The following is a 21,024-nucleotide window of genomic DNA, read 5'->3' as shown; positions in this document are numbered from 1 at the left end:
GGGCCGTCGCCTCACCTGCGCGGCAACCGGAGGACCCCATCCCATGCGTTTCGACAAACTCACGACTGCTTTCCAGCAGGCGCTGGGCGACGCCCAGAGCCTGGCGGTGGCGCGCGACAACCCCTACATCGAGCCGCAGCACGTGCTCGCGGCGATGCTGCAGCAGCCCGACGGGCCGAAATCGCTGCTCGAGCGCGCCGGCGCCAACACCGCGGCGCTCGCCACCGCGATGGACACCGCGATCCGCAACCTGCCGCAAGTCAGCGGCGGCGGCCAGCCGGTGCAGCCGGGGCGCGACCTGATCAGCCTGCTGCAGGCGGCCGACAAGGAGGCCACCCAGCGCGGCGACCAGTACATCGCCAGCGAGATGTTCCTGCTCGCGCTGGCGGATTCGAAGACCGACATCGGCGGCGTCGTGCGCGGCCACGGGCTGACGCGCAAGGCGCTCGAGGCCGCGATCGAGGCGGTGCGTGGAGGACAGAAAGTGGACAACCCCGAAGCCGAAGGCCAGCGCGAGGCGCTGAAGAAGTACACGCTCGACCTGACCGAGCGCGCCCGCCAGGGCAAGCTCGACCCGGTGATCGGCCGCGACGACGAGATCCGCCGCACGATCCAGGTGCTGCAGCGGCGCAGCAAGAACAACCCGGTGCTGATCGGCGAGCCCGGCGTGGGCAAGACGGCGATCGTCGAGGGCCTCGCGCAGCGCATCGTCAACGGCGAGGTGCCCGACACGCTGAAGGACAAGCGCGTGCTCGTGCTCGACATGGCGGGGTTGCTCGCCGGCGCCAAGTACCGCGGCGAGTTCGAGGAGCGGCTCAAGGCCGTGCTGAAGGAAGTCGCCGCCGAGGAAGGGCGCATCATCCTCTTCATCGACGAGATCCACACGATGGTCGGCGCCGGCAAGGCCGAAGGCGCGATCGACGCCGGCAACATGCTCAAGCCGGCGCTGGCGCGCGGCGAGCTGCACTGCATCGGCGCGACGACGCTCGACGAGTACCGCAAGTACATCGAGAAGGACGCCGCGCTCGAGCGCCGCTTCCAGAAGGTGATGGTCGACGAGCCGAGCGTCGAGCAGACGATCGCGATCCTGCGCGGGCTGCAGGAGAAGTACGAGGTGCACCACGGCGTCGAGATCACCGACCCGGCGATCGTCGCTGCGGCCGAACTCAGCCACCGCTACATCACCGACCGCTTCCTGCCCGACAAGGCGATCGACCTGATCGACGAGGCGGCGGCCAAGATTAAGATGGAGATCGACTCGAAGCCGGAGGCGATGGACAAGCTCGATCGGCGCCTGATCCAGCTGAAGATCGAGCGCGAGGCCGTGCGCAAGGAGAAGGACGAGGCGTCGATCAAGCGCCTGGGCCTGATCGAGGACGAGATCGCGCGCCTCGAGCGCGAGTACGCCGACCTCGAGGAGATCTGGAAGGCCGAGAAGGCGCAGGCGCAGGGCAGCGCGCAGGTCAAGGAAGAGATCGACCGCATCAAGTTCCAGATCGAGGAGCTCAAGCGCAAGGGCGACTTCAACAAGGTCGCCGAGCTGCAGTACGGCAAGCTGCCCGAGCTCGAGAAACGGCTGAAGGAAGCGCAGGCCAAGGAGGCCGGCAAGGCCAAGGGCGAGGGCCGCCCGCAGCTGCTGCGCACGATGGTCGGCGCCGAAGAGATCGCCGAGGTCGTGTCACGCGCGACCGGCATCCCGGTGTCCAAGCTGATGCAGGGCGAGCGCGACAAGCTGCTGAAGATGGAAGAGAAGCTGCACGAGCGCGTCGTCGGCCAGGACGAGGCGATCCGCGCCGTCTCCGACGCGATCCGCCGCAGCCGCGCGGGCCTGTCGGACCCGAACCGCCCGCTCGGCTCGTTCCTGTTCCTCGGCCCCACCGGCGTGGGCAAGACCGAGCTGTGCAAGGCGCTCGCCGGGTTCCTGTTCGACAGCGACGACCACATGGTGCGCATCGACATGAGCGAGTTCATGGAGAAGCACTCGGTCGCCCGGCTGATCGGCGCGCCGCCGGGCTACGTCGGCTACGAGGAAGGCGGCTACCTGACCGAAGCGGTGCGGCGCAAGCCGTACAGCGTGATCCTGCTCGACGAGGTCGAGAAGGCGCACCCCGACGTGTTCAACGTGCTGCTGCAGGTACTCGACGACGGGCGCCTGACCGACGGCCAGGGCCGCACGGTCGACTTCAAGAACACCGTGATCGTGATGACGAGCAACATCGGCTCGCACCTGATCATGCAGATGGCCGGGCAGGACCCGGAGCTGATCCGCGACGCGGTGTGGGCCGAGGTCAAGCAGCACTTCCGTCCCGAGTTCCTGAACCGCATCGACGAGACGGTGGTGTTCCACGCGCTCGACCAGAAGCACATCGAGAACATCGCGCGCATCCAGCTCAAGGCGCTCGAGCAGCGGCTGGCGAAGATGGAGATGAAGCTCGACGTGTCGCCGGCGGCGCTGGCCGAGATCGCCAAGGTCGGCTTCGACCCGGTGTTCGGTGCCCGCCCGCTCAAGCGCGCGATCCAGCACCGCATCGAGAACCCGGTCGCGAAGCTGATCCTCGAGGGCAAGTTCGGCCCGAAGGACACGATACCGGTCGACGTCGAGAACGGCGAGTTCGTCTTCGGCCGCGTCGTGCACTGAGGGCCGCGGCTCCAAGGCCGCCTGCGCGGCCTTGGACGGCCCGAAGGCCGCGAGCTCTGCGAGCGGCATGAGCGCCGCGGCTCCAAGGCCGCCTGCGCGGCCTTGGACGGCCCGAAGGCCGCGAGCTCTGCGAGCGGCATGAGCGCCGCGGCTCCAAGCCCCCGCCCGCCGCGGGGACGCGGTGGGCCCTCGGTCGGTCCAGGCCCGCGAAGGCGTGGCGTGCGGCGGCCGGCCTCAGCTTTCGGCGAGCACCTCGTCGAGCCGCTCGAGGTGGCGCAGCGCCAGCACGAGCGGCGTGCTGCTGCGGTCGATCACCGCGTGCAGGACCAGGCCCGGATGCTGCGGTACCGGGCGCAGCACGAGGAAGTGTCCGGCCAGCGTGACCGCCGCCTCGGGGGCGGCTGCACCCAGGCCGAGGCCGCGCGAGGCGGTGCCGAGGGTGGCGCACAGCGCCGAGCCGTGTGACGCCAGTGCGGCGGGGCCGGGTCGCGCGCCGGCGAAGGCGAGCGTGCGCTGTGTGTCGGGCTCGAAGACGCAGCAGCTGACCATGCCCTTGACTTCGAGGCAGCGCTGCACGTAGCGCTGCAGCGGCGACGCGGGCTCGCTGCCGGCGGTGCGGGCGGAAGCCTTGGGGTCGGGCATCGGCTGCATCGGCAGCACGCCCACGCGCGCGGCGGGCGGTGCCGGCGGCGTGCCGGCGCTGGGGGCAGTGTGCGTGCGGGTCACCGACAGCGTGATCGTCGGCCCGACGCCACCGTGGCTGCCCAGCGGCTGGTGCAGCTGGTTCCAGACCGCGACGACCTGGCCCAGCGCTTCCTCGCCACGGCTGACGGTCGGTGCGACGCGGGTGTGCACCATCGTGCCGGCACCGAGCCGGTCGGCCTGCTGCGCGAGCACGCCCGAGCCGCTCAGCGGAAGCAGCAGCAGTTCGCGGTTGCGCCACGGACCCGCGACGACGGCGTCGTGCAGCGGCCGCAGCGCGGCCGCGAGCGCGTGCGCCGGCAGGTCGCCGACGAGCACGGCACCGAGCCGGCTCGCCCCGAGCAGCACGCGCGCGATCTGCTGGCGCTGGCGCGAGTCGGCGTCGGCGTCGGTCGAGTACAGGCGCAGCGGCACCGCGCCGTCGACCGGCAGCTCGACGAATTCGATCGTCGCCAGCGCGACGCCGTAGCCCTGGCTGCGGATCACCAGCTTCTGCACCGGCAGCAGGTGCGCCGAGGCGATCTCGGCCAGCCAGCGCCGCGACACGGCCGTGCCGACGTCGTGCAGCGCGATGAAGGGCTCGGCACGCACGTCGAACTGCTGCTGCAGCGCCTGCGCCGGGTCGAAGACGACGAACATCTCCCACAGGTTCTCGCCGACGCGCCGTCCGATGCCGGCGTCGGCGCTCGCGCGCTCGCGGTCGGTGAGGATCTGCGTCGCCGGGCCGGCCTGCTGTGTCTGCTGCCAGGGTTCGATCGCGGAACCGGCGGTGGGCGACAGGTCGGGGTGGGTCATGGCGGGGGCGTCAGAGGCTTTTCGGGATGTCGGCGCCGCGGGGGCCGCGCTTGAGCCGGTCGCGGGGTCCGGCCGTGCGGGAGCGTGACGCAGCGCGCAAGTCCGTGCATTCGCACCGCGCGCGCCGCGCATCGGCATGCGCCCCGACGGTGCCGCAGCGGCTGCGCGCGGCCCATCCCCCCGACGGCGGATGGTGCCTCCGTAGAATCGCCCGCATGGACGCCCGTTCGAGCCCGCCTGAGGGCGCCCCGGTCGTGATCGTCGGCGCCGGCCTGGCCGGGCTGACGGTGGCGCTGCAGCTGGCCGAGCACCGCCGCGTCGTCGTGCTGGCCAAGCGCAGTGCCGCCGAGGGGGCGACGCCGTGGGCGCAAGGCGGCATCGTCGGCGTGCTCGGCGCCGACGACAGCGTCGACGCGCACGTGCGCGACACGCAGGACGCCGGTGCCGGCCTCGTCGACGAGCACACGGCGCGCTTCGTCGCGGCGCACAGCGCGCAGGCCATCGAGTGGCTGGTCGCGCAGGGCGTGCCGTTCACGCCCGACGCGCAGGGGCCGCTGGGGCTGCACCTGACGCGCGAGGGCGGCCACACGGTGCGGCGCATCGCCCACGCCGCCGATGCCACCGGGCGCGCGATCCACGAGACGCTGCTCGCGCGCGTGCGCGCGCACCCGCACATCGAGCTGCGCGAGCGCTGGATGGCCGTCGACCTGATCACGTCGCGGCTGCTGCGCCGGCGCGAGACGCCGCGCTGCTACGGCGTCTATGCGCTCGACATCGACCGCGGGCGCGTGCAGACGCTGGCGGCGGCGGCCGTCGTGCTCGCCACCGGCGGCGTCGGCAAGGTCTACCGCTACACGAGCAATCCCGACACCGCCACCGGCGACGGCATCGCGATGGCGTGGCGTGCCGGCTGCCGCGTCGCGAACATGGAGTTCGTGCAGTTCCACCCGACCTGCCTGTACCACCCGCAGGAGCGCAGCTTCCTGATCACCGAGGCGATGCGCGGCGAGGGCGCGAAGTTGCGCCTGCCGCTGGGCACGCCGGGCGACGACGGCTCGCCGTGGGGGCCGCGCTTCATGCCCGCGCACGACACGCGCGCCGAGCTCGCGCCGCGCGACATCGTCGCGCGCGCGATCGACTTCGAGATGAAGAGGCACGGCCTCGACCACGTGTGGCTCGACGCGACGCACCTCGGCGAGGCCTTCCTAAAGGCACACTTCCCGACGATCCACGCGCGCTGCGCGGCGCTGGGCATCGACATCGCGCGGCAGCCGATCCCGGTCGTGCCGGCGGCGCACTACACCTGCGGCGGCGTTGTCACCGACCTCGACGGACGCACCGACCTCGTCGGGCTGTACGCGGTCGGCGAGACGACGTACACCGGGCTGCACGGTGCCAACCGGCTGGCGAGCAACTCGCTGCTCGAGTGCGTCGTGCTCGGCCATACCTGTGCGCGCCACGTCGCCGCGCACGCGCCGGCGGCGGCCGAGGCGCTGCCGGCGTGGGACGAGAGCCGCGTCGAGGATGCCGACGAGCAGGTCGTCATCGCGCACAACTGGGACGAGCTGCGGCTGCTGATGTGGAACTACGTCGGCATCGTGCGCACGACGAAGCGCCTCGAGCGCGCGCTGCACCGCATCGAGCTGCTCGACGGCGAGATCGGCGAGTACTACGCGCACTTCCGCGTCACGCGCGACCTGCTCGAGCTGCGCAACCTCGTCGACTGCGCGCGGCTGATCGTGCGCTCGGCGCTGCAGCGCCACGAGAGCCGCGGCCTGCACTACAGCCGCGACCACCCGTACACGCTGCCGGCGAGCCTGCCGACGGTGCTGGTGCGCGAGTCGCGGCGCGACTGACGCGCACCGCCGCCGCGGCTCAACTGCGCGCGCCCATCAGCGCGCGCGCCTGCACGAACTCGAACGCGTGGCGCACCGCGGCGCGCACTTCGCGCGCCTGCTCGACGCGCTCGCGGTCCGACTGGTAGAAGCTGAAGTCCACCGTGTGGCGGATGTAGCGCGGCGGCAGCCGGTTCAGCGCGACGCAGGCCACGTCGGCGAGCAGGCCCGGGTCCTGGCCGATCGCCGGGTAGCGCGGCGCCAGCTCGCCGATCGCTTCGAAGACGGCGGTTTCGTTGCGGTTGTGCAGCGAGCTGAAGTCGGGCGTCATGGCGCGCAGCGGTAAGGGGTCGCGCCAGCATAGCGAGCGCCGGCCGCGGCTGCACGGGGACGGCCGGCGCGGCCGTGAAATCGTGCCGTGCGCCGTCGGGGCGCGGCCGCGGCGGGCCGCCGCGTCAGGCCGCGCCCAGGTGGCGCACGAAGCCGCCCTGCGGCGCTGCGAGCACCTGCGGGTGGCGGGCGACGAAGTCGAGCATGCGCTCGATGCAGCCCAGCGCCTGCGTGCGCGTCGGCTCGGGCACGACGATTTCGCCGCTGCCGCGCTCGAGGCAGTCGACGACGCCTTGCAAGGAGTTCATCGCCATCCACGGGCAGTGCGCGCAGCTCTTGCAGGTCGCGCTCTTGCCGGCGGTGGGCGCCTCGATCAGCGTCTTGCCCGGCGCGAGCTGGCGCATGCGGTGGAACAGGCCGTTGTCGGTGGCGACGATGTACTCCTTCGCCTGGCCCTCGACGACGGCTTTGAGCAGCTGCGACGTCGAGCCGACGACGTGCGCCTGCGCGACGACGCTGTCGGGCGCCTCGGGATGCACGAGGATCATCGCGTCGGGGTGCTGCTTCTTCAGCAGGTCGAGCTCGATGCCCTTGAACTCCTCGTGCACGATGCACGCGCCGTTCCACATCAGCATGTCGGCGCCGGTGCGGTGCTGCACGTAGCGGCCGAGGTGGCGGTCGGGCGCCCACAGGATCTTCTGGCCCTGGCTCTTCAGGTGCTCGACGATGCCCAGCGCGCACGAACTCGTGACCATCCAGTCCGCGCGCGCCTTCACCGCGGCGCTGGTGTTGGCATAGACGACGACGGTGCGGTCGGGGTGCGCGTCGCAGAAGGCGGCGAAGTCGTCGATCGGGCAGCCGAGGTCGAGCGAGCAGGTCGCGTCGAGGTCGGGCATCAGCACGCGCTTGCCCGGCGACAGGATCTTCGCGGTCTCGCCCATGAAGCGCACGCCGGCGACGACCAGCGTCTGGGCCGGGTGGTCGCGGCCGAAGCGCGCCATCTCGAGCGAGTCGGCCACGCAGCCGCCGGTTTCGAGCGCGAGGTCCTGCAGGTCGCCGTCGACGTAGAAGTGCGCCACGAGCACCGCGTCGTGCGCCTTCAGCAGCGCGGCGGCACGCGCCTTGACCTCGGCGCGCTCGGCCGGTGTCAGCGCCGGCGGCACCTTGGCCCAGGCATGGGCGGTGCAGCTGTGGCCTTGGGCGTCGGGCTTGGTGAAGTCGTAGAGGACGGTTTGGCTCATCGTCTCGGCCGGGACGACCGGCTGTGGCCGGTGTGTCGGTCTCGGGAACCCGGATGGTACGGCAGCGCGCGTGCGCGCACGGCCGCGCGCACGATGGCCACAGTGCGTAACATGCCGCCATGGTTGCCTCCACGCTGTCACCACCGCTGGCGTCGAACCCCGTGCCGTGGCGCGACGACGCGCGCACGATCGCGCTGGTCGGCGTCGCGCACGGCACCTCGCACTTCTTCCACCTGATGCTGCCGCCGCTTTTTCCGGCGCTGATCGCCGAGTTCGGCGTCTCGTACTCGCAGCTCGGCCTGCTGGTGACGCTGTTCTTCGTCATCTCGGGCGTCGGTCAGGCGCTGGCCGGTTTCGTCGTCGACCGCGTCGGCGCGCGGCCGGTGCTGTTCGCCGCACTGGGCTGCTTCGTGCTCGCGGCGCTGGCCGCTGCGTCGGCGCAGGGCTTCGGCGGGTTGATGCTCGCGGCGGCGCTGGCCGGCCTGGGCAACGCGCCGTTCCACCCGGTCGACTTCACGATCCTCAACAAGCGCGTGTCGATGCCGCGGCTGGGGCACGCGTTCTCGGTGCACGGCATCACCGGCAGCCTCGGCTGGGCCGCGGCGCCGGTGTTCCTGATCGGCGTCTCGACGCTGACCGGCTCGTGGCGCTGGGCGCTCGTCGCGGCGGCGGGGTGGGCGCTGGCGGTGCTGCTGCTGCTCGTGTGGCAGCGCGACGCGCTCGACGACCGCCTCGGTCAGGGCGGGCACGCGAAGCGGGGTGCCGATGCGACGGCCGCCGAGCACGTGCTGGCGTTCCTGCGGCTGCCGTCGGTGTGGCTGTGCTTTTCGTTCTTCTTCTGGTCGACCGTCGCGCTCGCGGCGATCCAGAGCTTTGCCGGGCCGGCGCTCGGGCGGCTGTACGGGCTGCCGCTGGAGGTCACCGCCTTCGTCGTCACCGGCTACATGCTCGCCAGTGCCGCGGGCATGCTGCTCGGCGGCTTCGTCGCCGTGCGCGCCCGCCGGCTCGAGTCGGCGATCGCCGCGGCGATGCTGGCCAGCGCGATGGCGCTTCTGCTGGCCGGCAGCGGCTGGCTGCCGGGGGCAGTGGCGGCCGCGCTGGCGGCGCTGTCGGGGCTGGGCACCGGGCTCGCCGGCCCGTCGCGCGACATGCTGATCAAGCGCGCGACGCCGCCCGGGGCCACCGGTCGGGTCTACGGGACGGTGTACTCGGGGCTGGACGCGGGTTTCGCGGTCGGTGCGCCGGTGTTCGGCGCGCTGCTCGACCGGGGGCTGGCCGGCGGCGTGTTCGCCGGTGCGGCGCTCGCGCTGGTGCTGGGCGTGGCGTCGGCTGCCGTCGTCGGCCTGCACCTGCGCCGCCGGGCTGTCCTGGGGGTGGCGTGAGCGTGCCGCGGCTGGCGGGGCACGCGCTCGTCGAGGCGCTCGTCGCGCAGGGCGTCGACACCGCGTTCGGCGTGCCCGGCGAGAGTTATCTCGCCGTGCTCGACGGGTTTCACGAACACCGCGAGCGCATCCGTTTCGTCGCCTGCCGCCACGAGGGCGGTGCGGCGTTCATGGCCGAGGCACAGGGCAAGCTCACCGGACGCCCGGGCGTGTGCTTCGTCACGCGCGGGCCCGGCGCGACGAACGCGGCGATCGGTGTGCACACCGCGTTCCAGGACTCGACGCCGATGGTGCTGTTCGTCGGCCAGGTCGCGTCGGACCAGCGCGACCGCGAGGCGTTCCAGGAGGTCGACTACCGCCAGATGTTCGGCCCCGGCACGCTCGGGCTGGCCAAGTGGGCGGCCGAAGTGCACAGCGCCGAGCGGCTGCCCGAGTACGTCGCGCGCGCGTTCCACACCGCGCTGCAGGGGCGCCCCGGGCCGGTGGTGCTCGCGCTGCCCGAGGACATGCTGACCGCCACCACCGCGGCCGCGGTGCTGCCGCGCGTCGAGCCGGCACAGGCGTGGCCGGCACCGGGCGCGCTGCGCGCGCTGCGCGAGCGGCTGCTCGCCGCGCAGCGGCCGTTCATGATCGTCGGCGGCAGCGGCTGGACCGCCGACAGCGCACAGGCGCTGCAGCGCTTCGCCGAGAACTGGCAGCTGCCGGTGGGCTGCGCGTTCCGCTTCCAGGACACGTTCGACAACCGCCACCCGCAGTACGCCGGCGACGTCGGCATCGGCATCGGCCCGGCGCTCGCGCAGCGCATCCGCGACGCCGATCTCGTGCTCGCCGTCGGCGCGCGGCTCGGCGAGATGACGACCGGCGGCTATGCGCTGCTCGAGGCGCCGCGCCCGGCGCAGACGCTGGTGCACCTGCACCCCGGCGCCGAGGAGCTCGGCCGCGTCTATGCCGCCGACTTGCTGCTGCAGTGCTCGCTGGCGCAGGCGGGCAAGGCGCTCGAAACGCTCGCCGCGCCGCCCGCGCTGCCGTGGCGCGCGTGGACCGAGGCCGCCGCGGCCGACGCGGCGCGCAACCGCGAGCACACGCCGGTCGAGCCGCTCGATCTGGCCGTCGTCGTCAAGACGATCGAGCGCCTCGCGCCGGACGACACCGTCTACACCAACGGCGCCGGCAACTACAGCGGCTGGCTGCACCGCTTCCTGCGCTACCGCGGGCTGCAGCACCACGGCCGCACGCAGCTGGCGCCGACTTCGGGCGCGATGGGCTACGGGCTGCCGGCCGCCGTCGCGGCGAGCCTGCTGCAGTCGCAGCGCACGGTCGTCAACCTCGCCGGCGACGGCGACTTCCTGATGACGGGGCAGGAGCTGGCCACGGCGGTGGCGCATGGCGCGACGAAACTCGTGAGCATCGTCGTCGACAACGGCTCGTACGGCACGATCCGCATGCACCAGGAGCGCGAGTACCCCGGCCGCGTCAGCGGCAGTGCGCTCGTCAACCCCGACTTCGTCGCGCTCGCGCGCGCCTACGGCTGGCACGCGGCGCGCGTCGAGCGCACCGCCGAGTTCGAGCCGGCGTTCGCGCAGGCGCTGGCCGCCGGGCGGCCGACACTGCTGCACCTGAAGCTCGATGCCGAGGTCATCACGTCGCGCACGACGCTCTCGGCGATCCGCGACGCGGCGCTGCGCCGGCAGGGCTGAGGCTGCGCGACCGCGCGACGCCGGCACACCTTCGTCGCGCCGACGCGGCTGTTCTCGTCCGCGCCGCTGCGGAGCCCCGGCGCGGTCGCACCCGTCTACGGGCGTGACCGCCGCCGCGCCGCCGGTGCGCCGGCCACCAGCAGCACGACGCCGGCCAGCACGACGGCGGCCGCGGCCCACTCGCCGGCGCTGACCACCTCGCCATCGACGGCCACGCCCAGCGCCAGTGCGATCACCGGGTTGACGTAGCTGTAGCTCGACGCGAGCGCGGCCGAGCTGCGCTCGAGCAGCACCATGTAGGCCGTGAACGCGAGCAGCGTCGACGCGACGACGAGGTAGGCCCAACTCGCCACCGAGCGCGCGTCGGGCGGCCACTGCACACGCTCGCCGACCGCCCACGACATCGCCAGCAGCAGCACGCCGCCGGCCAGCATCTGGCTCGCGTAGCCGGCTGCGCCCGGCGCGAGCGCGGCGGCGCGCAGCGCCCGCGGCGGTCCCTGGCGGGCCCACACCGAGCCGAGCGACCAGGCCGCGCAGGCGACGACGATCGCCGCGAGCCCCGACGGCGACGCGCCGAAGCCCTGGCCAGAGGCCAGCAGCAGCACGCCGCCCAGGCCGAGCGCGATGCCGAGCGTCTCGGCGCGGCCCGGACGCTCGCCGTAGGGCCACTGGCCGAGCGCGACCAGCGCCGGCACGACGGCGATGAACGCGACGACCAGCCCGGACGCGACCTCGGTCTGCGCGAGCGCCGTGAACCCGTAGCCGCCGCCGATCATCAGCGCACCGAGCACCGCGGCGGCGCGCCACTGCGCCGCGTCGGGCCAGCGCGCCCCGCGCCACGCGGCCCACGCGCCGAGCAGCAGCGCTGCCGCGACAAAGCGCGTGCCCATCTGGAAGAACGGTGGCAGGCTCACCAGCGCCCACTTGATCGCGAGGTATGACGTGCCCCAGATGACCCACGTGGCGGCCAGGCACGCCACGACGAGCGGGGACAACGAGGCAGTCACCGGCGGCGCCGCCGGGTTCGAACTCGATGCGGCCATTGCGGCATCGTAGCGTGCGGCATTGCATACTCGGCCCCGACCTGGCTGACCCTTTCGTTGCGATGACTGCCGACGTTCCACCCACCTGCGACCTGTGCGACGCCCACAAGGGCGACACCAGCGGCGCGTTGCGCGTGCTGCCGCCCGTCTTCCGCGACTTCGGCGGCGTCAGCGCGTTCGCCGGACCGGTGTCGACGGTGCGCTGCTTCGAGGACAACTCGCTCGTCAAGGCCGCGCTCGACGAGCCGGGCGAGGGGCGCGTGCTCGTCGTCGCCGGCGGCGGCTCGCTGCGCCGTGCGCTGGTGGGCGGCAACCTCGCGTCGGCGGCGGCGCGCAACGGCTGGGCCGGTGTCGTTGTCGACGGCTGCGTGCGTGACGTCGCGGAGCTCGCGCAGTGCACGGTGGGCATCCGCGCGCTGGCGCCGATGCCGCTGCCCACCGACAAGCGCGGCGAGGGTCAGCGCGACGTGCCGGTGCAGGTGCAGGGGGTGTGGATCCGCCCCGGCGAGCGTCTCGTGGCCGACGCCGACGGCATCGTCGTGCTGCCCGCGGGCTGAGGGACGGCGCATGGCGGGCGCGGACTGGACCGTGGTGCCGTCGACGCGAGAGGAGATCGAGGCCGTCGCGCGGCACTGCCGCAGGCTCGTCACGAAGCGCGCGCTGCTGGCGGCCGGCGTCGCGGCGGTGCCAATCCCCGGCCTCGACTGGGTGACCGACGTCGGCGTGCTCGTCAAGGTGATCCCGCAGATCAACGAGGCCTTCGGCCTGACGCCCGAGCAGATCGAGCGGCTGGCGCCCGACCGCCGCGTCGTCGTCTACAAAGCGATCTCGGCCGGCGGCGGCCTGCTCGTCGGGCGCCTGGTCACGCGCGAGCTGGTGATGCAGCTGCTGCGGCTGGTCGGGGTGCGACTGACGGCGCAGCAGGCGGCGAAGGTCGTGCCGCTGGCCGGGCAGGCGGTGTCGGCGGCGCTGACGTTCTCGGCGCTGAAGTTCGTCTGCGAACAGCACATCCGCCAGTGCATGGCGGTCGCACGGCAGTTGCAGCTGCCCGCGCCCGCCGGGCAGGCCGAGCGTGTCGATGCATGACCTCGTCGCTACAATGTTTTGATATCGGGGTGTAGCGCAGCCTGGTAGCGCAACTGCTTTGGGAGCAGTGGGTCGGATGTTCGAATCATCTCACCCCGACCATGAGCGAGCGACGAGGGACGGGCCGCAGGGCGCCGAGGGGCACGATGCGATGAACGACGCTGCTGCCGAGTTGAACGAGCTGGAGGGGCTGTTCGAGAAGGTCTCGGGCTACTTCTCGCTGCTGTCCGAGCCGATGCGGCTGAAGATCCTGCACGTGCTGTGCAATACGGAGCTCAGCGTCGGCGAGATCGTCGACGCGCTCGGTGCGACGCAGGCCAACGTCTCGCGCCACCTGAACCTGATGCACCGCGCCGGCGTGCTGTCGCGGCGCAAGGACGGCAATATGGTGTACTACACGGTGTGCGACGACGAGGCGGTGCAGCTGTGCCGCACCGTGTCGGTGAACATGGCCAGCGCGCCGGAGCCGCCGGTCAAGCGCGCCAGCGTGCGGCGTTTCATGCAGAAGGCGACGTGAGCGCGGGGCGCTGACGTCCGACACCCGGGTTTGTCCCGGGTGTTTTCTGGCAAACTGTATGCGTCAATACGCATATACGGAAAGAGCGGAAGGGCAACCATGACGGGCATTCCTTCGTTCCCCGGGCGCTTGCGCAAGGCGCCGGAGAACTTCGTCAGCCGCGAGCTCAAGCTGGCCGTCGACAAGCACGGCCTCGACAGCGAGCGCCGCGGCTTCCTGCGCAAGAGCTTTGCCGCTGCCGCGGCGTCGATGGCCGCTGGCGGCGCGCTGGCGCAACCCAAGGGCGAGGACGCGATCCTCAAGCTGCCCGAGCACACGACCGGGCTGGGTCAGCCGGTGGCCGCGCGCGGCTACGGCGTGCCGTCGAAGTACGAGGCGGGCCTGCAGCGCCGCGAGAGCCCGGGGCTGACGCGCGTGAGCCAGGCCAGCGTGTCGTTCTGCCCGCTGCAGGGCCTGTTCGGCATCATCACGCCCAGCGGGCTGCACTTCGAGCGTCACCACCAGGGCTGGTGGGACATCGACCCGACCAAGCACCGGCTGATGATCAACGGGCTCGTGAAGACGCCGCTCGTGTTCACGGTCGACGAGATCATGCGCCTGACCCCGGTCAGCCGCATCCACTTCATCGAGTGCGGCGCGAACACGGCGATGGAGTGGGGCAACGTCGCGGTGCCGACGGTGCAGTACACGCACGGCATGCTCAGCTGCAGCGAGTTCACCGGCGTGCCGCTGCGCGACCTGCTCGACATGGCCGGTGCCGACTACAAGAAGGGCCGCTACGTGCTCGCCGAGGGCGCCGACGGCTCGTCGATGACGCGCACGATCCCGATGGAACTCGTCGAGTCGGGCGAGGTGCTCGTGGCCTACGGCCAGAACGGCGAGATGCTGCGCCCCGAGAACGGCTATCCGCTGCGGCTGGTCGTGCCGGGCGTGCAGGGCGTGAGCTGGGTCAAGTACCTGCGCCGCATCGAGGTCGGCGACGAGAAGTACGCGACCAAGGACGAGGCGGTCCACTACATCGACCTGATGCCCGACGGCCTGCACCGCCAGTACAGCGGCATCCAGGAGTGCAAGTCGGTGATCACGACGCCCTCGGGCGGGCAGATCCTGCTCGACAAGGGCTTCCACAACATCACCGGCCTCGCGTGGTCGGGCCGCGGCAAGATCAAGCGCGTCGACGTCTCGGTCGACGGCGGGCGCAACTGGCGCACCGCGCGGCTCGAGGGGCCGGTGCACAGCAAGGCGCTGACGCGCTTCAACATCGACTGGGTGTGGGACGGCAAGCCGGCGATCCTGCAGTCGCGCGCGATCGACGAGACGAACTACGTGCAGCCGACCTACAAGCAGCTGCGCGCGGTGCGCGGCACGCGGTCGATCTACCACAACAACGCGATCCAGTCGTGGCTGGTGTCCGAGTCGGGCGAGGTGAGCAATGTCCAGGTTTCGTAAGGCCGTCCTGATCGGGGCGCTCGCCGCCGCGTGCGGCACGCTGTGGGCGCAGAAGCTGCCGCCCGGGATCGGGCGCGTCGCGACGCCCGACGAGGTGAAGGCGTGGGACATCGACGTGCGCCCCGACTTCAAGGGGCTGCCGCCGGGCTCGGGGTCGGTCGCCAAGGGCATGGAGGTATGGGAAGGCAAGTGCGCCTCGTGCCACGGCGTGTTCGGCGAGTCCAACGAGGTGTTCACGCCGATCGTCGGCGGGACCACTGCCGAGGACATCAAGACCGGGCGGGTGAAAGGCCTCGTCCACGGCGAAGGCCGCACAACGCTGATGAAGGTCGCCACGCTGTCGACGCTGTGGGACTACATCAACCGCGCGATGCCGTGGAACGCGCCGAAGAGCCTGACCACCGAAGAGGTCTACGCGGTGGTGGCGTACATCCTGCACCTCGGCGACATCGTGCCCGACAACTTCGTGCTGTCGGACCAGAACATCCGCGACGTGCAGAACCGCATGCCCAACCGCAACGGCATGACGACGAACCACGGCATGTGGCTGCCCAATGGCAAGCCCGACGTGCGCAACACGGCGTGCATGAAGAACTGCGAGGTCGATGCTGCGAAGGTGGCTTCGTACTTGCCCGACTTCGCGCGCGACGCGCACGGCAACCTGATCGAGCAGAACCGCCCGGTCGGCCCGGTGCGCGGCGTCGACGTGACGAAGCCACCCGGCACGCGGCCATCGTCGGCAGCGCCGGCACCGACCCTCGTCGCCGCCGCGCCGGCGGCCGCCACGGCCTCGGCGCTCGAGCTCGCCAAGGCGCAGGGCTGCACGGCGTGCCATGGCGTCAACAACAAGATCGTCGGACCGGGCTTCAGCGAGATCGCGGCCAAGTACCGCGGGCGCGCCGACGCCGAGGCCTACCTCGCCGGCAAGGTGCGTGCCGGTGGCAGCGGTGTGTGGGGTGCGGTGCCGATGCCCCCGCAGGCGCAGCTGAAGGACGACGAAGTGAGCGCACTGGCGAAGTGGATCGCCGGCGGCGCGAAGTGACATTGCCCCGCCGTCGGATACCACTTGCCGTACGATTCGGCCCCCTTCATACTTGCCCAGGAGATCCAATGTTCCCAACCCTGCGACTGTGCGCGCCGGCCTTCGTGGGCCTGGTGGCTCTGATGGCCCTGCCGACCGCACATGCCGTGGACGCCGCCAAGGCGACCGAGCTGGCCAAGGCGAAGGCCTGCATGAGCTGCCACGCCGTCGACCGCAAGCTGGTCGGGCCCGCCTACAAGGACGTGGCGGAGAAATACAAAGCCGACAAGGAAGCCCCCGCCAAGTTGGCGCAGAAGATCCTGAAGGGTGGCAGTGGCGTGTGGGGGCCGGTGCCGATGCCGGCCACTGCCGGACTGGCCGAGAGCGACGCTCTGCTGCTCGCGCAGTGGGTGCTGGCTGGCGCGCCGTCCAAGTGACGAACGGAAATTGAAGGAGATCGACATGAGCATGAATCGACGCAAGGCGCTCCAGGCCACCGGTGGTCTTGGCGTGCTCGGCATGTTCGTCGCGGCCGGCGTGCTGACGCCGGAAGAGGCGCGTGCACAGCAGGCCGAGTGGAACAAGGCGGCCTTCGAGACCAAGGACGTCAACTCGACCGCGAAGGCGCTCGGCGGCGATGCGCCGACGGCGTCGGACAAGATCACCGTCACCGGCCCGGACATCGCCGAGAACGGCGCCGTGGTGCCGGTCGGCGCGACGTCGACGCTGCCCAACGTGCAGATGATCGCGCTGCTCGTCGAGAAGAACCCCAACGCGCTGGCCGCGGCGTTCAACCTGACCCCCGAGTGCGAGCCGTTCGTCACGACCCGCGTCAAGATGGGCCAGAGCTCGGACGTCTACGCCCTCGTGAAGTCCGACGGCAAGTTCTACGTGGCCAAGAAAGAGATCAAGGTCACGCTCGGCGGCTGCGGCGGCTGATCCGCATCACGATTCAAGGAGATTGACATGGGTAGCCCGATGCGCATTCGTGCCACCGAGAGCGGTGGCGTGGTCGACGTCAAGGTGCTGATGAGCCACATCATGGAGACCGGTCAGCGCAAGGACGCGTCCGGCAACGTGATCCCGGCGCACTTCATCTCGAACGTGACCGCCAAGCACGGCGACAAGGTCGTGATGACGGCCCAGTGGGGGCCGGCGATCTCGAAGGATCCGTTCCTGAACTTCAAGTTCAAGGGTGGCAAGAAGGGTGACAAGGTCACCGTTACCTGGAACGACAACAAGGGCGATTCGCGCACCGACGAAGCCACGGTGTCGTGAGCGCGTACCCGCCGCGAGGCGGGCCGCTGTCGAGAGCCTCGGCCCCGTCCGAGGCTTTCTCGTTTCGGTGCCTGAATGGGTTGTTGCCCTATGCGGGCCGCCCCGGATTGGCGCCGTCCGAATGTGAGTGTTCAATTGAGCGCTTATCCATTTATCCGGAGCGAGGCATGAAGAAGCTGCTTGCGGCCGTCGCACTCGGGGTCGCCGGCGCCGCCTGGGCCCAGGGCTCGGCCGTCGACGAGATCGAGCGCTATCGGCAGATGATCGCCGACGGGAACCCTGCCGAGCTGTACGAGGCAGAAGGCGAGGAACTGTGGAAGAAGAAGGCGGGGCCGAAGAACGCCTCGCTCGAGAAGTGCGACCTCGGCCTCGGCCCGGGCGTCACGAAGGGCGCCTACGCCCAGCTGCCCCGCTACTTCGCCGACACCGACAGGGTGCAGGATGCCGAGTCGCGCATCCTGACCTGCATGCAACAGCTGCAGGGCATCGACCCGCAAGAGATCATCAAGGGGTCATTCGGCCGAGGCAAGCGCGCCGAAGTGGTGGCCATCGTCACCTGGCTGTCGGGACAGTCGAAGGGCATGAAGGTCAATGTCGTGCCGAAGCACCCGAAGGAGAAGGAAGCCTACGCGCTCGGGCGCAAGGCGTTCTATTACCAGGCTGGGCCGCACGACTTCTCGTGCGCGTCGTGCCACGGTGAGGATGGCAAGCGCATCCGGCTGCAGGACCTGCCCAACATCACGACGCCAGAAGGCGCCGCGAAGGGTTGGACGACGTGGCCCGCCTACCGCGTCAGCAACGGCCAGATGTGGTCGATGCAGCACCGCCTCGAGGACTGCTATCGGCAGCAGCGCTTCCCGCAGCCCGTCTACACGTCGGAGCTGACGATCGCGCTGTCGTACTTCATGGCCGCCAACTCGAACGGGGCGACGATGGCGACCCCGGGCATCAAGCGCTGACAGACGAGGGAGAGACCGCATGACCCGCATCACCCTTACCGCCGCGGCCGTGGCCGTCGTGCTGGCCGGCTGTGCTTCGGGCGGCCCCGACCCGAAGGCGCTCGACGAGAAGTTCGCCCGGCTGAAGCAGACGGACTTCCAGCCGCGTGGCATCGCGACGATGGACCGCCTGAACCAGGACGAGGCGCAGAAGCTCTGCTCGGACCCTGCGGCCTGGGGCGGCAAGGAGTTCGAGGCCGCGCGCAAGAAGGTCGAGGAGATCAACCTCGCGTCGATCAAGTGGCCCAGCGACGGCAAGTTCCTCGGCGACTGGAAGCAGGGCGAAGCGATCGCGCAGAGCGGCCGTGGCCTGACCTGGACCGACGACGCCAAGACCGTCAACGGTGGCAACTGCTACAACTGCCACCAGATCGACAAGAAGGAGATCTCGCACGGCACGATCGGCCCGAGCCTGTGGAACTACGGCAAGCTGCGTGGCGTGACCGACCCGAATTCGCCCGCCAGCCAGGAGATCGTCAAGTACACCTGGGGCAAGATCTGGAACGCGAAGGCCTACAACGCGTGCTCGAACATGCCGCGCGCGGGTCACATGGGCATCCTCAACGAGCAGCAGATCAAGCACGTGATGGCGCTGCTGCTCGATCCGAAGTCGCCTGTGAACCAGTGACGCCGCGGGCGGCGACGCCGTGTGGCGATCGCGCCGTCAGCAGGGGCCGCGGGACGCGGCCCCTTTTTGCGCGAGAATATCCATCCTTGATTGAATAGTGAAGGAAACCGACATGTCCCTGTCGCGCCGCGAGTTCCTCAACGTCCTGGCCGTCGCGTCGGCCGCCGGCATGGCGCTCGATGCGCCCGACGCGCTGGCCGCCAGTCCGCGCGCCACGAGCAGGATGTACGACGTGCCGCGCTACGGCAACGTGCACTTCCTGCACTTCACCGACTGCCACGCGCAGCTGCTGCCGGTGTACTTCCGCGAACCGAACGTCAACCTGGGCATCGGCGAGGCCAACGGCCGCCTGCCGCACCTGGTCGGCGACAGGCTGCTGAAGGCGGTGGGCATCAAGCCCGGCACGATCGAGGCGCACGCCTTCACGTACCTCGACTTCGAGAAGGCCGCGCGGACCTACGGCAAGGTCGGCGGCTTCGCGCACATGGCCACGCTCGTCAAGCGCCTGCGCGCGTCGCGCCCCGGTGCGATCCTGTGCGACGGCGGCGACACGTGGCAAGGGTCGGGCACGGCGCTGTGGACCAACGGCCAGGACATGGTCGACGCATGCCTGGCGCTGGGTGTCGACGTGATGACGCCGCACTGGGAGATGACGCTCGGCGCCGACCGCGTCAAGGAGATCGTCGAGAAGGACTTCAAGGGCAAGGTCGACTTCGTCGCGCAGAACATCAAGACGACCGACTTCGGCGACCAGGTGTTCGCGCCGTACACGCTGCGCGAGATGAACGGCGTCAAGGTCGCCGTGATCGGCCAGGCGTTCCCGTACACGCCGATCGCGAACCCGCGCTACATGGTGCCCGACTGGACCTTCGGCATCCAGGACGAGCACATGCAGCAGATGGTCGACGAGGTGCGCGGCAAGGGCGCGCAGGTCGTCGTCGTGCTCAGCCACAACGGCATGGACGTCGACATCAAGATGGCGTCGCGCGTGCGCGGCATCGACGCGATCCTCGGCGGCCACACGCACGACGGCATGCCGGTGCCGGTGATCGTCAGCAACGCCGGCGGCAAGACGCTCGTCACCAACGCGGGCTCGAACACCAAGTTCCTCGGCGTGCTCGACTTTGACGTGCGCGGCGGCAAAGTGCAGGGCTACCAGTACAAGCTGCTGCCGGTGTTCGCGAACCTGCTGCCGGCCGACGCCGAGATGGCCGCGCTGGTCCAGAAGATCCGTGCACCGTACGAGGCCAAGCTCGGCGAGAAGCTCGCGCGCACCGAGGGCCTGCTGTACCGCCGCGGCAACTTCAACGGCACCTTCGACCAGCTGATCGTCGACGCGCTGATGGAGGTGCGCGGCGCCGACCTCGCGTTCTCGCCCGGGTTCCGCTGGGGCACGTCGCTGCTGCCGAACAGCGACATCCTGATGGAGCACGTGCTCGACCAGACCGCCACCACGTACTCGTACTCGACGCTCACCGAGATGAGCGGCGAGATGATCAAGACGGTGATGGAAGACGTCGCCGACAACCTGTTCAACCCCGACCCGTACTACCAGCAGGGCGGCGACATGGTGCGCGTCGGCGGCATGACGTACGCGATCGACCCGATGAAGCCCGCAGGCCAGCGCATCACCGACATGCGCCTGAAGGGCCAGCCGATCGAGGCGGGCAAGACGTACAAGGTGGCCGGTTGGGCCCCCGTCTCCGAGGAGGCCAAGGCCGCTTCGGGTGGACGCATGGTGTGGGACGACGTTGCCGCGTGGCTGCGCGACAAGAAGGTCGTCACGCCGCGCAAGCTGAACACGCCGCGCATCATCGGGATGGACGGCAACCCCGGCATCGCGCTGTGACGCGGCCACGGGCGGAGCTGTGAGGGTCAGGCTGGACCGAAGGCGGCTGATGGTGGCGCTGGTCGCCGCCACCGCAGGGATGCGGGCCGTGCAGGCGCAGCCGCAAGGCCGTTCGCATGGCGATTCGCTGCCCGCGGCGAAGGACCTCGCTCGCGAGACCGCGGCCGCGGCGGCGCGCGGCGAGCCGCTGGTCGTGATGGTCACGCTCGCCGGTTGCGCCTACTGCGAACTCGTTCGCCGCCACTACCTGCTGCCACTGCTGGCCGAAGGGCGCGTGCCGGTGGTTCAAATCGACATGCGCTCGCAAGGCGAACTGCGTTCGGCGGCGGGGCAAGCCGTGCGCGAAGCTGCGCTCGCGCGCCAGTGGAAAGTGACGATGGTCCCGACGGTGCTGTTCCTCGGTCCCGGCGGCACCGAGCTGGCGCCGCGCCTGCGCGGCTACAGCGAGGACTTCTACGGCGGCTACCTCGACAGCGCGCTCGAGCAGGCGCGGGCGCGGCTCGCCGCGACGCGCCGCGGCTGAGGCGTTCGACGC

General features: G+C 70.9%; 20 protein-coding genes and 1 tRNA gene. 17 read left to right on the top strand and 4 right to left on the bottom strand.

Annotation, left to right across the window (positions count from 1 at the left end; all coding sequences use genetic code 11):
- Positions 1 to 43 precede the first annotated feature (43 nt).
- Positions 44 to 2,638: an ATP-dependent chaperone ClpB gene (gene clpB / locus MOJ79_RS06000; protein ID WP_241923313.1), complete on the top strand. Its 2,595-nt coding sequence runs from the start codon at positions 44 to 46 to the stop codon at positions 2,636 to 2,638.
- A gap of 234 nt (positions 2,639 to 2,872) precedes the next feature.
- Here the strand turns inward: clpB and MOJ79_RS05995 are convergent, their stop codons facing one another.
- Positions 2,873 to 4,135 carry a hypothetical protein gene (locus MOJ79_RS05995; RefSeq protein WP_241923312.1) on the bottom strand — a complete coding sequence of 421 codons (1,263 nt, stop codon included), beginning with the start codon at positions 4,133 to 4,135 and terminating at the stop codon, positions 2,873 to 2,875.
- Positions 4,136 to 4,350: 215 nt separating this feature from the next.
- Between MOJ79_RS05995 and nadB the strand changes: the two genes are divergently transcribed.
- Complete coding sequence (gene nadB, locus MOJ79_RS05990; protein WP_241923311.1) at positions 4,351 to 5,991, top strand: L-aspartate oxidase; 1,641 nt, start codon at positions 4,351 to 4,353, stop codon at positions 5,989 to 5,991.
- Between the two features lie 19 nt (positions 5,992 to 6,010).
- Here the strand turns inward: nadB and MOJ79_RS05985 are convergent, their stop codons facing one another.
- Together MOJ79_RS05985 and nadA are read right to left on the bottom strand one after the other, a co-directional pair.
- Entirely contained in the window at positions 6,011 to 6,301 is a 291-nt protein-coding gene (locus MOJ79_RS05985; RefSeq protein WP_241923310.1) for a late competence development ComFB family protein, read from the bottom strand.
- 124 nt (positions 6,302 to 6,425) lie between these two features.
- Complete coding sequence (gene nadA / locus MOJ79_RS05980; RefSeq protein ID WP_241923309.1) at positions 6,426 to 7,541, bottom strand: quinolinate synthase NadA; 1,116 nt, start codon at positions 7,539 to 7,541, stop codon at positions 6,426 to 6,428.
- A 119-nt stretch (positions 7,542 to 7,660) separates the two neighbouring features.
- Between nadA and MOJ79_RS05975 the strand changes: the two genes are divergently transcribed.
- Together MOJ79_RS05975 and MOJ79_RS05970 are read left to right on the top strand one after the other, a co-directional pair.
- The gene (locus MOJ79_RS05975) at positions 7,661 to 8,923 is read left to right on the top strand and encodes an MFS transporter (RefSeq protein WP_241923308.1); all 1,263 of its coding nucleotides are present in this window, start codon (positions 7,661 to 7,663) and stop codon (positions 8,921 to 8,923) included.
- Positions 8,920 to 10,620 carry a thiamine pyrophosphate-binding protein gene (locus MOJ79_RS05970; protein WP_241923307.1) on the top strand — a complete coding sequence of 567 codons (1,701 nt, stop codon included), beginning with the start codon at positions 8,920 to 8,922 and terminating at the stop codon, positions 10,618 to 10,620. The genes MOJ79_RS05975 and MOJ79_RS05970 overlap by 4 nt, the downstream gene beginning before the upstream one ends.
- Before the next feature lie 95 nt (positions 10,621 to 10,715).
- On the opposite strand, the gene MOJ79_RS05965 is transcribed toward MOJ79_RS05970, so the two are convergent.
- Positions 10,716 to 11,663, bottom strand: a complete 948-nt coding sequence (locus MOJ79_RS05965) for an EamA family transporter (protein ID WP_241923306.1) — start codon at positions 11,661 to 11,663, stop codon at positions 10,716 to 10,718.
- Between the two features lie 62 nt (positions 11,664 to 11,725).
- On the opposite strand from MOJ79_RS05965, the gene rraA reads away from it, so the two are divergent.
- From rraA to MOJ79_RS05900, 13 genes are all read left to right on the top strand, one after another.
- Positions 11,726 to 12,220: a ribonuclease E activity regulator RraA gene (gene rraA, locus MOJ79_RS05960; RefSeq protein WP_241923305.1), complete on the top strand. Its 495-nt coding sequence runs from the start codon at positions 11,726 to 11,728 to the stop codon at positions 12,218 to 12,220.
- A gap of 10 nt (positions 12,221 to 12,230) precedes the next feature.
- A complete protein-coding gene (locus tag MOJ79_RS05955) occupies positions 12,231 to 12,749 on the top strand; it encodes a hypothetical protein (RefSeq protein ID WP_241923304.1) in 519 nt (172 codons plus the stop codon).
- Between the two features lie 25 nt (positions 12,750 to 12,774).
- Positions 12,775 to 12,851 (top strand) — tRNA-Pro (locus MOJ79_RS05950).
- Between the two features lie 70 nt (positions 12,852 to 12,921).
- Positions 12,922 to 13,266, top strand: a complete 345-nt coding sequence (locus MOJ79_RS05945) for an ArsR/SmtB family transcription factor (protein ID WP_241923303.1) — start codon at positions 12,922 to 12,924, stop codon at positions 13,264 to 13,266.
- Between the two features lie 99 nt (positions 13,267 to 13,365).
- Positions 13,366 to 14,715 carry a sulfite dehydrogenase gene (gene soxC / locus MOJ79_RS05940; protein WP_241923302.1) on the top strand — a complete coding sequence of 450 codons (1,350 nt, stop codon included), beginning with the start codon at positions 13,366 to 13,368 and terminating at the stop codon, positions 14,713 to 14,715.
- A complete protein-coding gene (locus tag MOJ79_RS05935) occupies positions 14,699 to 15,757 on the top strand; it encodes a c-type cytochrome (protein ID WP_241923301.1) in 1,059 nt (352 codons plus the stop codon). The genes soxC and MOJ79_RS05935 overlap by 17 nt, the downstream gene beginning before the upstream one ends.
- A gap of 68 nt (positions 15,758 to 15,825) precedes the next feature.
- On the top strand, positions 15,826 to 16,173 hold the full coding sequence (locus MOJ79_RS05930) for a c-type cytochrome (RefSeq protein ID WP_241923300.1): 348 nt from the start codon (positions 15,826 to 15,828) through the stop codon (positions 16,171 to 16,173).
- Positions 16,174 to 16,198: 25 nt separating this feature from the next.
- On the top strand, positions 16,199 to 16,675 hold the full coding sequence (gene soxY / locus MOJ79_RS05925) for a thiosulfate oxidation carrier protein SoxY (protein WP_241923299.1): 477 nt from the start codon (positions 16,199 to 16,201) through the stop codon (positions 16,673 to 16,675).
- A 27-nt stretch (positions 16,676 to 16,702) separates the two neighbouring features.
- Entirely contained in the window at positions 16,703 to 17,014 is a 312-nt protein-coding gene (soxZ, locus tag MOJ79_RS05920) for a thiosulfate oxidation carrier complex protein SoxZ (RefSeq protein WP_241923298.1), read from the top strand.
- A 167-nt stretch (positions 17,015 to 17,181) separates the two neighbouring features.
- The gene (soxA, locus tag MOJ79_RS05915; protein WP_241923297.1) at positions 17,182 to 17,973 is read left to right on the top strand and encodes a sulfur oxidation c-type cytochrome SoxA; all 792 of its coding nucleotides are present in this window, start codon (positions 17,182 to 17,184) and stop codon (positions 17,971 to 17,973) included.
- Between the two features lie 19 nt (positions 17,974 to 17,992).
- Positions 17,993 to 18,640, top strand: coding sequence for a sulfur oxidation c-type cytochrome SoxX (gene soxX, locus MOJ79_RS05910; RefSeq protein WP_241923296.1), 648 nt, complete (start codon positions 17,993 to 17,995; stop codon positions 18,638 to 18,640).
- Positions 18,641 to 18,752: 112 nt separating this feature from the next.
- On the top strand, positions 18,753 to 20,489 hold the full coding sequence (soxB, locus tag MOJ79_RS05905; RefSeq protein ID WP_241923295.1) for a thiosulfohydrolase SoxB: 1,737 nt from the start codon (positions 18,753 to 18,755) through the stop codon (positions 20,487 to 20,489).
- Between the two features lie 49 nt (positions 20,490 to 20,538).
- Positions 20,539 to 21,012: a thioredoxin family protein gene (locus MOJ79_RS05900; protein ID WP_241923294.1), complete on the top strand. Its 474-nt coding sequence runs from the start codon at positions 20,539 to 20,541 to the stop codon at positions 21,010 to 21,012.
- The last annotated feature ends 12 nt before the right edge of the window (positions 21,013 to 21,024 follow it).

It is taken from the genome of Calidifontimicrobium sp. SYSU G02091 (genome assembly GCF_022631395.1).
Lineage (GTDB): Bacteria > Pseudomonadota > Gammaproteobacteria > Burkholderiales > Burkholderiaceae_C > Calidifontimicrobium > Calidifontimicrobium sediminis.
Note: the sequence above shows the minus strand (reverse complement) of the source record. Positions and strands in the feature narration are given on the sequence as shown.